This is a genomic window from Halomonas sp. GXIMD04776 (assembly GCF_049808615.1).
Classification (GTDB): domain Bacteria; phylum Pseudomonadota; class Gammaproteobacteria; order Pseudomonadales; family Halomonadaceae; genus Modicisalibacter.
In genome coordinates, this window is record NZ_JBNCAN010000004.1 from 138,019 (window position 1) to 149,915 (window position 11,897).

General features: G+C 58.7%; 12 protein-coding genes, 1 pseudogene and 1 riboswitch. Of the genes and pseudogenes, 7 read left to right on the forward strand and 6 right to left on the reverse strand.

What is annotated here, in order from left to right:
• Positions 1–9: 9 nt before the first annotated feature.
• From ACPF7Z_RS03980 to ACPF7Z_RS03990, 3 genes are all read right to left on the reverse strand, one after another.
• Entirely contained in the window at positions 10–987 is a 978-nt protein-coding gene (locus tag ACPF7Z_RS03980; RefSeq protein ID WP_425191870.1) for an NADPH:quinone reductase, read from the reverse strand.
• A 153-nt stretch (positions 988–1,140) separates the two neighbouring features.
• Positions 1,141–1,689 carry a DUF488 family protein gene (locus ACPF7Z_RS03985; protein WP_425191871.1) on the reverse strand — a complete coding sequence of 183 codons (549 nt, stop codon included), beginning with the start codon at positions 1,687–1,689 and terminating at the stop codon, positions 1,141–1,143.
• A gap of 368 nt (positions 1,690–2,057) precedes the next feature.
• Positions 2,058–2,939, reverse strand: coding sequence for a LysR substrate-binding domain-containing protein (locus ACPF7Z_RS03990; RefSeq protein ID WP_425191872.1), 882 nt, complete (start codon positions 2,937–2,939; stop codon positions 2,058–2,060).
• 144 nt (positions 2,940–3,083) lie between these two features.
• On the opposite strand from ACPF7Z_RS03990, the gene ACPF7Z_RS03995 reads away from it, so the two are divergent.
• The 3 genes and pseudogenes from ACPF7Z_RS03995 to ACPF7Z_RS04005 form a co-directional block, all read left to right on the forward strand.
• The gene (locus ACPF7Z_RS03995) at positions 3,084–3,200 is read left to right on the forward strand and encodes an SDR family oxidoreductase (RefSeq protein ID WP_425191935.1); all 117 of its coding nucleotides are present in this window, start codon (positions 3,084–3,086) and stop codon (positions 3,198–3,200) included.
• Between the two features lie 94 nt (positions 3,201–3,294).
• Positions 3,295–4,221: a DMT family transporter gene (locus ACPF7Z_RS04000; RefSeq protein WP_425191873.1), complete on the forward strand. Its 927-nt coding sequence runs from the start codon at positions 3,295–3,297 to the stop codon at positions 4,219–4,221.
• Between the two features lie 182 nt (positions 4,222–4,403).
• Positions 4,404–4,565 (forward strand): annotated as a pseudogene (locus ACPF7Z_RS04005) (ISL3 family transposase); the annotation flags it as partial.
• A 130-nt stretch (positions 4,566–4,695) separates the two neighbouring features.
• On the opposite strand, the gene ACPF7Z_RS04010 reads toward ACPF7Z_RS04005, so the two are convergent.
• The 3 genes from ACPF7Z_RS04010 to ACPF7Z_RS04020 form a co-directional block, all read right to left on the reverse strand.
• Positions 4,696–5,133 carry a GNAT family N-acetyltransferase gene (locus tag ACPF7Z_RS04010; RefSeq protein WP_425191874.1) on the reverse strand — a complete coding sequence of 146 codons (438 nt, stop codon included), beginning with the start codon at positions 5,131–5,133 and terminating at the stop codon, positions 4,696–4,698.
• Positions 5,134–5,151: 18 nt separating this feature from the next.
• A complete protein-coding gene (locus tag ACPF7Z_RS04015; RefSeq protein WP_425191875.1) occupies positions 5,152–5,724 on the reverse strand; it encodes a hypothetical protein in 573 nt (190 codons plus the stop codon).
• Between the two features lie 117 nt (positions 5,725–5,841).
• A complete protein-coding gene (locus tag ACPF7Z_RS04020; RefSeq protein WP_425191876.1) occupies positions 5,842–6,612 on the reverse strand; it encodes a 3-hydroxybutyrate dehydrogenase in 771 nt (256 codons plus the stop codon).
• A gap of 152 nt (positions 6,613–6,764) precedes the next feature.
• Between ACPF7Z_RS04020 and ACPF7Z_RS04025 the strand changes: the two genes are divergently transcribed.
• The 4 genes from ACPF7Z_RS04025 to ACPF7Z_RS04040 all read left to right on the forward strand — a co-directional run bounded on the left by ACPF7Z_RS04025 (position 6,765) and on the right by ACPF7Z_RS04040 (position 11,751).
• Positions 6,765–7,547 carry a glycerophosphodiester phosphodiesterase family protein gene (locus ACPF7Z_RS04025; RefSeq protein ID WP_425191877.1) on the forward strand — a complete coding sequence of 261 codons (783 nt, stop codon included), beginning with the start codon at positions 6,765–6,767 and terminating at the stop codon, positions 7,545–7,547.
• 43 nt (positions 7,548–7,590) lie between these two features.
• Positions 7,591–7,796, forward strand: a riboswitch (cobalamin riboswitch).
• Positions 7,797–7,943: 147 nt separating this feature from the next.
• Entirely contained in the window at positions 7,944–9,815 is a 1,872-nt protein-coding gene (locus ACPF7Z_RS04030) for a TonB-dependent receptor domain-containing protein (protein WP_425191878.1), read from the forward strand.
• 191 nt (positions 9,816–10,006) lie between these two features.
• The gene (locus ACPF7Z_RS04035; RefSeq protein WP_425191879.1) at positions 10,007–11,362 is read left to right on the forward strand and encodes a molybdopterin-dependent oxidoreductase; all 1,356 of its coding nucleotides are present in this window, start codon (positions 10,007–10,009) and stop codon (positions 11,360–11,362) included.
• A gap of 11 nt (positions 11,363–11,373) precedes the next feature.
• Entirely contained in the window at positions 11,374–11,751 is a 378-nt protein-coding gene (locus ACPF7Z_RS04040) for a hypothetical protein (RefSeq protein ID WP_425191880.1), read from the forward strand.
• Positions 11,752–11,897 lie beyond the last annotated feature (146 nt).

Genomic DNA, 11,897 nt, shown 5'->3' on the forward strand with positions numbered 1-11,897 from the left:
CATGATCATTCAAGGCAACAGCACCGTCGAGCCGGTCGTCTTGCGCTCCGCCAACGCTGTCTGAGCCTCCCCAGCCTTTTCCAGAGGATAGCTCTGGGCGATGTCGATCTTGATCTTGCCGCTTTCCAGCATTTCGAATAGCTCAGCGGCCATCTGTTCCAGTCGCCCATGGGTATCGGCATAGCCAGCGAGGCTTGGCCGCGTAAGATAAAGCGATCCTTTCTGATTGAGGATGGCGACATTCACGCCTTCGACGGATCCAGAAGCGTTGCCGAAGCTGACCATCAGGCCCCGCTTCTGCAGGCAATCCAGGGACGTTTCCCAGGTATCCTTGCCCACCGAGTCGTAGACCACCGGCACCATCTCGCCCTTGGTCAGTTCCCGTACCCGCTCGACCACGTTTTCTTTGGTGTAATCGACGGTTGCCCAGGCACCGTTCTTCATCGCCAAGTCCGCCTTCTCCTTGGAGCTGACCGTACCGATCAGTTTTACCCCCAGCGCCTTGGCCCATTGGCAAGCGATGGAGCCGACACCCCCGGCCGCTGCATGGAACAGGATGGTATCGCCTTTTTGCACACGATAGGTCTGACGCAGCAGGTATTGCACCGTCAGTCCCTTGAGCATGCAGCCCGCCGCGGTCTCGAAGGCGACGGCTTCGGGCAGTTTCACCAGCTTCTCCGCCGGCAACGTATGCACCTCAGCGTAGGCGCCTAGCGGTCCCAATGCATAGGCGACCCGATCACCCTCTTTCACATGAGATACGCCCTTGCCCACGACATCCACGATGCCGGCACCTTCGGTGCCGAGTCCTGACGGCATGGACGGCGCCGGATAGAGGCCGGTGCGGAAATAGATATCGATGAAATTCAAGCCCACGGCGTGGTTCTTGACCCGCACCTCACCTTCCTTGGGTTCCTCCGGCGTAAAGTCCACGACCTCGAGCACTTCGGGGCCTCCGGTCTGGGAGAACTGAATACGTTTTGGCATGGGAACACTCCTTATTCGGCTGGGAAAAATTCGAGCTCATACAAGGGTCGCAGGAATGAGCAGCCCTGTCATTAGTACGCAAATGAAGTGTGCACCTCGATGCGGCACCAAGAAACCGCTATCGAGCGTTGAGCTTTTATCATGATTTGCGCCTTATGAATCCCTTTCATCAGGACTCGGATAGATGAGGTCACCGTCTTCCCTGGCCTGCGCCGCCTTGGTCATCACCGCGGGCTGGATACGGTCAGCGTTCATCAGGTGATAGACCTGTTCGCCGCAATGAAGCAAATGATCGGCGATGATGCGGCGGTGGCAACGCCACCATACCGCTTCCGCGCACATGATCGCGCAAGTCTGGCGGTGACCGAGTTCGATTAGCCTAGTGAGCCCCCGGCGAAACGTTTCCGACAAGGCATAGTCCGCATAGTTATGAAAGCTGCGATTGCGCCAGTAGCCATTGACGTCATCCTCGACGGTTTTCGACCGATTACGCAGACCTGCCAGTTCAGCGCTGTGCGTATAACCGATACCCAGCGGCGCAAGCGAGCCCGACAACTCATCGTGATTGAATTGCGGATTGGTACGCGAGCGCGGCATGGCCCGGACATCGACGACATGCTCGATCCCGGCCGCGCCTAGCAGCGTGACGAACTCATCGAGCGTGCGAGTCGAGTGCCCTACCGTATAGAAGGCATGTTTCACGATGGAAATCTCTTATCTGATCCGGGCCGGGAGTGCTTTCAGCCTCGTTATTACTCGAGCTTACCTTGTATGTCGTACCAAGGAATCAGTGGTGGCATCAAGCGTATCGTGCAATGACCGCTGCTGATCGGCAGCAGCGATGCCGCGGTCGTCACTCTCTAGACTTGTTTGAACCATTGCTTGGGTCGAGCTTACACCATGATCGAAATTGCCTTAAAAATGGGGTATCCGGATTAGCTGGTTGCTGCACACGCTGTAATGTCAGATAAACAGCAAGCGTCGCAACGGACTGGCTGGTTGACCAGATTGTTTTGAAGACTCCCCATCTGTTAACAGTGAAGCCACCCGCAAGGCGGTGCCTAGCCCCGCTAATCGGCACTGAGCGAGAGCCGAGCCACGCACCAGTCCCATACCGCATCTCTCGAATCGAGAGGCAAGGGGGACCGCTTGCGGACCAGGAAGTAGCTGGGCTCTTTGATCATTGTCACATTCGTGACCTGCACCAGGCGCCCGGCCTCAAGATCCCCTGCCACAAACGCCCGGCATGCCAAGGCGACGCCCTGGCCGGCCAAGGCTGCATCCAGCGCTAGTGTCGTCTGGTTGAATACCGCACCGGGCAGCGTGCCCCCGCTACGCAGAAACATCGGCCAATGATCGTGCGCGTCATGCAATAGCGGCAGTTCCCCAAGCTGTTCGGTAGAAAGGGGTAGCGATAACTCTTTGACCAGATGGGGACTAGCGACAGCGACCAGCTCCTGGTGAAACAGCAGCGTGGCCTCCAGCCCGGACGGGAACGGCGGACGGGCCAGCCGCACTGCGATGTCCACCTGGTCGCGATCAAAATCGGAGAGTGCCTCGGTGGCGACCGTGCGCAATTCCACGCCGAGAAGAGTGGCGTTCAGCTCGGTCAGACGAGGAATCAACAGCTTCGCGGCGAAGGTCGGCGTAACACTGATCGTGACAGTGTCCGGTCGCTCCAGGAGTCGTCCGGTGGCGTCCCGGAGCGTATCGAAGGCGCGGGTCACGTCTGTCAGGTAGGCCGCGCCCTGTAGCGTCAGGGCGAGGCCGCGCGGCAAGCGCTGGAACAGGGCCTGACCCAGATGTTCTTCCAACGCGCGCACCTGCTGCGCGACGGCACCTTGAGTGACGCCCAACTCATCGGCGGCGGCCCGGAAATTCAGTCGGCGGCCCGAGACCTCGAAGGCACGCAGGGCATTGAGAGGGGGGAGCTTGCGGCGGGATGGCGTCATGATACATACCCCGTAGTTTTTCTACAGTCTTGCACGTTTATTTATCGCGCGAAACGCCGGCCGTCACTTGGCACAATGCCTCCATAACTGACCAAAAGAGGCTGCCATGACTGAAGAAAAAGTGGCACTCATCATGGGCGGCGGATCCGGCATGGGAGCCGCTATGGGACCGTCGATGAAGTCGCAGGCACCGTGGCCTTTCTGCTATCGGCGGTCGCAGGCTACGTCACCGGTCAGAATATCCGCATCGATGGCGGCTGACCCGCTCCATCTGATGACTCCTGCCCTTCCGCTTCAACGAGCCGTCTTTCCCGCGGGAAAGCACTCGTTGCACTTTTCCTGAAGGAGAAACGTCATGTTGCGTGCCTATGCTGCGCTCGCCGCGCTCGGCATTATCTGGGGCTCGAACTTCATCTTCATGAAGTGGGCCACTGCTCTGATCTCGCCCACGCAGACGGTATTCCTGCGTGTGCTGTTCGGTTTTCTTCCCCTGGCCCTGGTGGCATGGTGGGCCAAGGTCCTGACTCGCGATCAGCTCCGTCATCTGCCGTACTTCGCGGTCATGTCGGTGCTCGCGACCACGTTCTACTATTACGGATTCGTGGCCGGCACCGCTCGGCTTCCCTCGAGCATCGCCGGACTCCTGAGCGGTTCGATCCCCATCTTCACCTTCATCTGCGCCTTCCTGTTCCTGCGTCAGGATCGCCCGACCGCTCAGATGGCAACAGGTGTTGCCTTGGGCTTCATCGGTATCGCACTGAGCGCCCGTCCCTGGGAGGGCAGCTATGGGGTGGTGCTGGCCGGGGTCTTCTGGATGCTGGCCGGGACGCTGAGCCTAGGGGTGTCATTCGTTTATGCCCAGCGGTTCCTGTCGCCGCTGAAGCTGCCCCCGCTGGCCTTGGCGACCTGGCAGACGGGCCTTGCGCTTCTGACCCTGCTGATATTGACCGACTTTGACGGCATGGCTGCAATAACGACGGAATCGCGAGCACTGTTGGGAGCTGTAGTTGGTCTGGGCATGCTAGGCACCGGCGGCGCCTTCTTCTGCTATTACTTCATCATCGAAAAACTCGGTTCCGTGCAGGCATCCGGCGCGACCTACATCGCTCCAGTGGTGGCGGTGATCATTGGTGCGGTGGTCGGCGAGGAAATCACCGGTGCCGTCATCCTTGCGTTGGCATTGATCCTCGTGGGCGTGGTGCTGATCCAGACAGGAAGGAAGCGCAGCATCACACCATCCCGATTCGGTGACAGATTGAAGAACAGGTTGAGTTCCAGATGACCGTTGCTGTTTCTGATCGTATTGGCATCTCAATGAGGCATCCGGCTCGACAAAATTCCACTCGCAAGTGAAGTGCTGAATTTGACGCCTCATCTCATAGATGGAATCAGAACGAATCCAGGCCGAGCGAGCCGGATGCTACCGGCCTTGGTGAGGCTTGGCCATCATAAAGAGAACACCGCATGACCAGCATGCCCGATAACATCCTCCACTTGCCGGAATATCACGTTTTGGACACCAAGGTGGAAGAACATGATCTCCACTTAGAGGTTGAAGCTCAGGCCCCTGTGGCCTGCGAGGAATGCGGCGTAGGGAGTGAGCTTGTCAGATTCTGCAAGAGAGATAGACGCGGGAGTATTGGTTGCCACGATGCGTAGGCCTTGAAGCTATTAGACATCGTGGTAAAGCTAGCATTGCATTTAACGAGTTAGTCAGTGGAATGCACAGCGGGGTTGCTTTTCTTGCTCATGAGGCTTACTTCAGCTCGCACTGAAAAACATGCTGTGTCTTCATCTGCATGAAGCCCTGGCGGACATAGAAATGATGAGCTCCCTCGCGACAAATGCGCGTGTGCACCCGCAGGCGAGCCACGTTGCGCCCCTTGGCCCAGGCGGCCACGGCGTCAACCAGCATCTTGCCGAGCCCTTGGCCTTGTGCCTGCTCATCGACGACTAGACCAGCGATTTCGACGAAGGGCGGCGAGGTGAGCTGGATGCCCTCGAACGCGTGAACCCAACCCAGCGGACAATCGGTCGCATCGGTGACGACGAATACGACCTGTCCTGGCACGGCGCTTAGTCGGCTTAATCGCTCGTGCAAGTCGGGCTCAGAGCAGGGATAGCCCAGTGCCTCTGTCAGCGCGACCAATACGGGCACATCGGCGCCGACCGGGGCTCTCACCTGGTGAGACATGCTTGCCTCCCTCGCGATTCACAACACCGCCGGAAAGGACTCGAGCCCGCGGATGAAGCGCTGCTTGTAACCCTCGAAGATGGACTTGTCCTGCTTGAAGGCTTGAATCACCGCACGCTGGTCAAAGCGCATGGTTCTTGGAATATCGTCCAGCTCGGCGGCAGCGTGCCGGGGGCCCACACCGATACGCATGCCATTGGGGCCATCGAACCAGCGTTTGATGCCGCATTCGCGAAACATCTTTTCTTGCGCGTCGTCATGCGCATTGACCCGTAGCGGCGCCTTGAGCGCCAGCTCACCGACCAAGCGTTCGGCAGGCTGGTCAACGCTCTCGCTGCCCAACGAGGTGAGCAACGCGACTTCCATGCTTTCGCCCAGCTCGTCGAGCACCAACAGTGCCAGAGCGATCGGGCGCGATTCATTGTCGATCAGTGCCAACACCCTGGCTGCTTCCTGGGCAACCAACACGCTCAGGGTGCCTGCAAAGGTGGCCAATGGCGCAATACCCGCTTCGTGACCGTAAACCTCGGCGCACAGCCGCGCGAGACACGCATCGCGCTGCGTTTCATTCTTTACGTGCACCACTTTCATCGGCATTGCTCCAAGCGTTTATCGACCCTGCCCACAAACAGGATGCCGGCAGGCAAAAGCCTGCAGATTAGCAGGCTTTCACGAGTCTCACCAAGGCCGGTTCCTTACGACACGAACTCAGTTCATGTACCAGCCGTGACTGGCAACAATCGACTGGCCGGTGAACGCATTGGTCGGATGCGCCGCGAGAAACAGGGCCAGCTCGGCGATATCGCTGGTCTGGGTGAACTCCTTGTCGACGGTGCCGCCGAGCATGATGTCATCCCGCACTTCCTGCTCGGAGATGCCCAGATTCTGTGCTTGCTCGGGGATCTGCTTCGAGACCAGGGGCGTCTCGACGAATCCAGGGCAGATGACATTGGAGCGCACGCCGTACTTGGCGCCTTCCACGGCCATCACCCGCGCCAGACCGAGAATGCCGTGCTTGGAGGCCACGTAAGCAGATTTCAGCGGCGAGGCCTCCTTGGAGTGCACCGAGCCCATGTACAGGAGTACACCCGAATTCTGCTTGTACATATGCTTGATGCAGGCCTTGGTCGTCAAAAAGGCACCATCCAGATGAATGGAGGTCAGCTTCTTCCACTCATCGAATGGGAAATCCTCGAGTCGATGAACGATCTGGATACCGGCGTTGGAGAGCAGGATATCGATGCTGCCCCATTGCTCTGCGATCTTGTCGACCCCCTCGTTGACCGATTGCTCGTCGGTGACATCCATCTCGACGGCCATTGCCTGATCGCCAAGTGTCTCGGCGGCTTGTTTAGCCTTGTCTTCATCGACGTCGGCGATTGCCACCCGGCCGCCCGCCTCGACAAAGCGCTCGGCGATCTTGTAGCCGATGCCGCTCGCACCCCCGGTGATGACAGCGACTTTACCGTTCAACTCCATGCTCACTCTCCTTGTCATTGCAGTAACAGGGGATCATCTCGATCCGTTGTATCGGGAAGATGATTTCTAACATCAAACTACGCTAGCCTAGCGCACGACTTTGAACAATCCATAGTTGACGGTTTGCACGTTATTCTGGGAGCCCAGCGCGCATGAGCATCAGCCCTTCACCGCTCACCGATACCGAATCGGCTCCAGCGCTTCCGCTCGCCATGGCCCATCGCGGGCTCTCTGCTTGGGCCCCTGAGAACACGCTATCCGCCGTCCGCGCCGCCCATGCCTCGGGAGCACGCTGGATCGAGCTCGATGTTCAGTTGCTGGGGGATGGTACGCCGGTCATCTGGCACGATAGCGGTGTCAGGCGCTGCTCGAATGGCCGGGGCAAATTGCGTGACTTGAATACCGAGCGTGCCAAGAGGCTTGATGTCGGTAGCTGGTTCGATGCGACGTTCAGGGATGAACGCATGGCAACCCTGGACGAGATGCTCGAGCTGATCGAGGCTCTGGAGCTGGGTCTCAACCTCGAGATCAAGGTCAATCGTGGTCGCGACGCCCGCGCGCTGGTCGGCGCCGTGCTGCCTCGAGTGATGGAGGCGGTACCGGCCGGACGATTGATTCTCTCGTCGTTCAGCGCTATTGCTCTCGAGACCCTGCGTGCTCGAGAGCCCGATCCGGAGCGATTGCATCTGGGCATCCTGTACAAGAAGCCCGCTCTGGATTGGGCCGAATCGGCGGCACGACTCAACGCCTATAGTCTGCATATCGACTGGCGACGCCTGGATGCCAGGACAGCGCTCGCCATGGCCGCAAGCCCCTACAAGCTATTGTGTTACACCGTCAACGATCCCCGCGTCTTTGCGCGACTACGCACCTGGGGCATGGACAGCGCCATCAGCGACGATCCTGGCCGTTTATTCTCGACTGCGACGCCCTGACGCGTCGCAGTAATTGACTTGCTCTATCACGCCGATCAAACTTCTCGATCGTTGAGTTCCAGGTGCCCGGGAAGCGGATGAAACCTCCGCACTGCCCCCGCAACGGTGATCGCGTGCATCGATGACTAGGCTTTGGAAGTGATTGCAAGCCGACCACTGTCCTGATGGATGGGAAGGTGTCATTGATGGCGGAATGTTTGAATTCTGCCCCGCGTCAGTCCGGAGACCGGCCTGAATCTCTGCACTGGCTGATGCGGAGGGCTTCGCCAGTGACGGCTTTGAGCATACTTGGGCGCAAATTCCTATCGCTAAAGAACCTGCGGGCCGTCACCCCCTGTCCTTCTCATCGCGTACTAATGCAACACCAACTCTACGCGCGTGAGGAACATCCCCATCATGTTGTACAAGAAGAATACCCTGTGGCTGGCCATCGCGGCCCTCGCAGCAGGTTCCCAGGCGCATGCCCAGCAGCGCCTGGAGGATATTCAAGTCACCGCCAACCGCCTGTCCCAATCCCAGGCCGACGTACTGGCCAGCACCACCATCATCGATCGAGACGAGATCGAGCGTCTGCAAGCATCCTCCGTGATCGATCTGTTGCAGGCCCGAGCCGGAGTCGAAATCAGTCAGAATGGACCACCGGGCAGCGTCAGCAGCCTGTTTCTGCGCGGCAGCAATTCCAATCATAGCGTCGTGCTGGTGGATGGCGTGCGCATCAACTCCGCCGTGAACGGCGGCACTAGCCTCGAATTTCTCGATCCGTCCGCCATCGAGCGTATCGAGATCGTGCGTGGACCTCGGGCCACAACCTATGGCGCCGATGCCATCGGTGGCGTAATTCAGATATTCACCCGTCAAGGCAGCCAGGGAGCCACCCAGGCCAGCCTGAAAACTCGCGTTGGCGGCAACGACAGCCAGCGCCAGAACCTGTGGGTCGGCACGGGCAGCGACGATACCCGATTCAACGCCACCCTGTTCAATCGCAAGACCGATGGCTTCAATGCCCGCACCGACGATGCCAGCGGCGAGCGCGACGGCTATGAGGGGCGTGGTGGGCAACTCGCTCTGTCGCACCGCTTCGATGATCGGGTCAGCGCTCAGGTCAGCGCCCTCAGGCAGGACTTCAAGGCCGAGTATGACAACTGCTTTCGCAGCGGCGACTTCCTTGCACCCTCCTCCAACGACTGTATCAGCGACGGCTACCAGCAGAGTTTTGCAGGACGAGTGGATGTCGAACTTCAACAGGATTGGGATTTACAGGTTTCCGCAGGGCATTTCGATGAGGTGCGCCGAGAGTACTACCGTCACGAGCGCCAATCGCGCACGGATACTCAGCGGGACGAAGTCAGTGTGCAAAACCTGTTCTATCAAGATAATGGCGTGACCACACTGGGGGTCGATTATCGCCACGAGAGCGTCGACTTCTCGAACCGGGCCAATGAAGAATATCAAAAAGACAGTCGCGAGAATGTCGGTATTTACGGCCTGGTGGAGCGCAACTACGGCTCGCACCAGCTATCCGGATCGCTACGCCACGACGACGACTCGCTGTTTGACAATGAAACCACCGGCAGCCTCGGCTACGGCTATCGTCTGACGCCGAGCCAGCGCCTGGGTGCCAGCTACAGTACCGCCTACAAGGCACCGAGTCTGAGCGACCTGTACGGCACCTTCAGCCCTAATCCAGACCTTGACGCAGAGACCTCGAAGAACATCGAGGCGTTCTGGGAATATCGTCACGACGGCTTCGATACCCGCATCACCGTCTTTCAAAACCGTATCGACGACTTGATCGTCTATACCGATAACGAGGACTTCTCGGGCGGTACCTACCGCAACGTGGATGAAGCGCGTATTCGTGGCATCGAGCTCTCTGGCGGCTGGGAAGGCGAGCGTCTGTCCACTCGCCTGGCGCTGACGTTCCAGGATCCGGAGGTGCGAAACTGGTCCGATCCTTTCGCCGGGATCGAAGAAGGCGATCGTCTGCTGAATCGGGCCGAGCGTTTTGCGCGACTGGATGTCGATTATGCCTTGATCGATGGCGTTCAGGTGGGCTCGACCTTGCGTGCCTACAGCGAACGCACCTCCTATGGCGGTCGCGAAGTGGGGGGCTTCGGCCTGCTCGATCTACGCGCCGCCTGGCAAGTGACCTCCAAGGTTGAACTGTCCGCCAAGGTCGAAAACGTCTTCGATAAGCAGCATCAACTCGTCGACGGCTACAACACGCTAGATCGCTATGTGGAGGGTGGCGTTACCGTGCGCTACTGAGCGGCCTCTGTCTTTACCTTATAAAGCCTCCTGAACTGGTGCCAACCGTTTAGCCTGGTTGGCACCATCACGCCTCTGCTCTTCCTGTCGGGTAGCTGCTAGTCTTTGTTTAACATCCTGTGGTCTTTTGTCGCAGAGATCTTAGCGATGTCGATAACAATGACTATTACCTGTCGCCGAGGAATACAGCAATGAGCAAGCTACCTCTAAATAACCGTGACACAGAGCATCGTGACAAACAGCCCCGTGGCATTCACGAACTCTATGCCGAAGACCCCATTGCCGCGGACAAGAAACTCTGGGACCGGGAAACCGATCCACTTAGCCGCCGCGGCTTCCTCAAACGCAGCAGCTTGCTCGCCATGGCCGCTGCCGTCGGTGCCTCCATTCCTTTCGCTCACAAGATGCCCGCGGGGCTGATCCCGGCGGCGCTGGCACAAAGCGATGAGCCTTTCAGCATCGAAGGCAAGGAAGGGCTGGTGGTGCTCAACGACCGGCCGGTCAATGCCGAAACGCCGCCGCACTTGCTCGACGATGACATCACCCCGGCCAAACACATGTTCGTACGCAACAATGGCCTGCCGCCGGAGCAATCGAGCATCGATGTCGACAACTGGACGCTGGAAATCGCCGGCGAATCCTGCCAGACCCCCAAGACCTTCACCATCGCCGAGCTCAAGGAGCAGTTCGAGCATCACACCTATCAATTAACGGTGGAATGCGGCGGCAACGGCCGTGCGGAATTCAATCCCTCCGCCAGCGGCAATCAGTGGACCACCGGTGCCGTGGCCTGCCCGGCGTATACTGGGGTGCGCTTGAGGGATGTGCTCGAGGCCTGCGGCATCAAGGATGACGCGGTGTATATCGGCTATTACGGTGCCGATACCCATCTCAGCGGCGATCCGGAGAAGGAGCCCATCTCCCGCGGGGTGCCCATGGAAAAGGCGCTGGAAGATGAATCTCTGATTGCCTGGGCAATGAATGACGAGAACATTCCCTACCAGAATGGTCATCCGTTGCGTTTGGTGTGCGGTGGCTGGCCGGGCTCGGTATCGGGCAAATGGCTCAACAAGATCGTCATTCGCAACCAGAAGCATGACGGCACCAAGATGGCGCCGCCGTCCTACAGTGTTCCGAAACATCCGGTGGCACCGGGCACCGATGTGCCGCTCGACGAGTTCGTGACCATCCACTCCATGCCGGTGAAATCCCTCATTACCTTTCCCAAGTCCGGCATCACCCATGCAGATCCCGGCCCTCTCGAGGTGCGCGGTCACGCCTGGGCGGGGGACCTATCAGTCACGCAGGTACAGATCTCCACCGACTTCGGTACTACCTGGCAAAAAGCCGAACTCAAGGACGCGCCCAACCGACTGGCCTGGCAGCGCTTCACCACCGAGGTTAGCTTCCCCGAACCCGGCTATTACGAAATCTGGGCCAAGGCCACGGACAGCGAAGGCAACGCCCAGCCGATGGTCGTACCCGGCTGGAATCCAAAGGGCTACCTCAACAATGCCTGCCATCGTATTGCGGTTCAGGTCGCCTAAGGGGAGAGCTCATGAACGCAAACAAAACGTTTGGCGTCGCGCTGGTTCTGGCGGTTTTCCTGCCGTTGGCCAGCCACGCCCAGGAAACCGATCCTGACAGCGGCTTCATCATCGATGAAGGTTGGCAGGTGGTCAAAGCCAACTGCACCGCTTGCCATTCCGCCAAGCTGGTGACCCAGAACAGCGGTTCACGCAATCATTGGGAATATCTCATCCGCTGGATGCAAAAGACTCAAGGACTTTGGCAATTCCAGCCGGAAATGGAAAACACCATCCTGGACTATCTGGCCAAGCATTATGGCCCCAAGGAGGATGCACGACGCCCACCACTGGCGCGCGATCTATTGCCGGACAATCCCTACAAGCAAACAGACAACGCTTCTGGTTAAATATCTGATCGCAACAGCCTTAGGGAATCGCTGAATAAATTGCCGAACGAGATGAAGCGCGAGGCGCACGGAGCACAAAAAACGAGACATAACTTGATGTTAGGAGAGTTTTTGAGCACCGCGCAACGAAGCGATTCGCGCGCGTA

Coding starts and splice junctions, on each gene's coding strand:
- ACPF7Z_RS04040 (WP_425191880.1), top strand. CDS start 11,374: ATGAACGCAAACAAAACGTTTGGCGTCGCGCTGGTTCTGGCGGTTTTC.
- ACPF7Z_RS04010 (WP_425191874.1), bottom strand. CDS start 5,133: ATGTCTCACCAGGTGAGAGCCCCGGTCGGCGCCGATGTGCCCGTATTG.
- ACPF7Z_RS03980 (WP_425191870.1), bottom strand. CDS start 987: ATGCCAAAACGTATTCAGTTCTCCCAGACCGGAGGCCCCGAAGTGCTC.
- ACPF7Z_RS04020 (WP_425191876.1), bottom strand. CDS start 6,612: ATGGAGTTGAACGGTAAAGTCGCTGTCATCACCGGGGGTGCGAGCGGC.
- ACPF7Z_RS04035 (WP_425191879.1), top strand. CDS start 10,007: ATGAGCAAGCTACCTCTAAATAACCGTGACACAGAGCATCGTGACAAA.
- ACPF7Z_RS04030 (WP_425191878.1), top strand. CDS start 7,944: ATGTTGTACAAGAAGAATACCCTGTGGCTGGCCATCGCGGCCCTCGCA.
- ACPF7Z_RS03990 (WP_425191872.1), bottom strand. CDS start 2,939: ATGACGCCATCCCGCCGCAAGCTCCCCCCTCTCAATGCCCTGCGTGCC.
- ACPF7Z_RS04015 (WP_425191875.1), bottom strand. CDS start 5,724: ATGAAAGTGGTGCACGTAAAGAATGAAACGCAGCGCGATGCGTGTCTC.
- ACPF7Z_RS04000 (WP_425191873.1), top strand. CDS start 3,295: ATGTTGCGTGCCTATGCTGCGCTCGCCGCGCTCGGCATTATCTGGGGC.
- ACPF7Z_RS04025 (WP_425191877.1), top strand. CDS start 6,765: ATGAGCATCAGCCCTTCACCGCTCACCGATACCGAATCGGCTCCAGCG.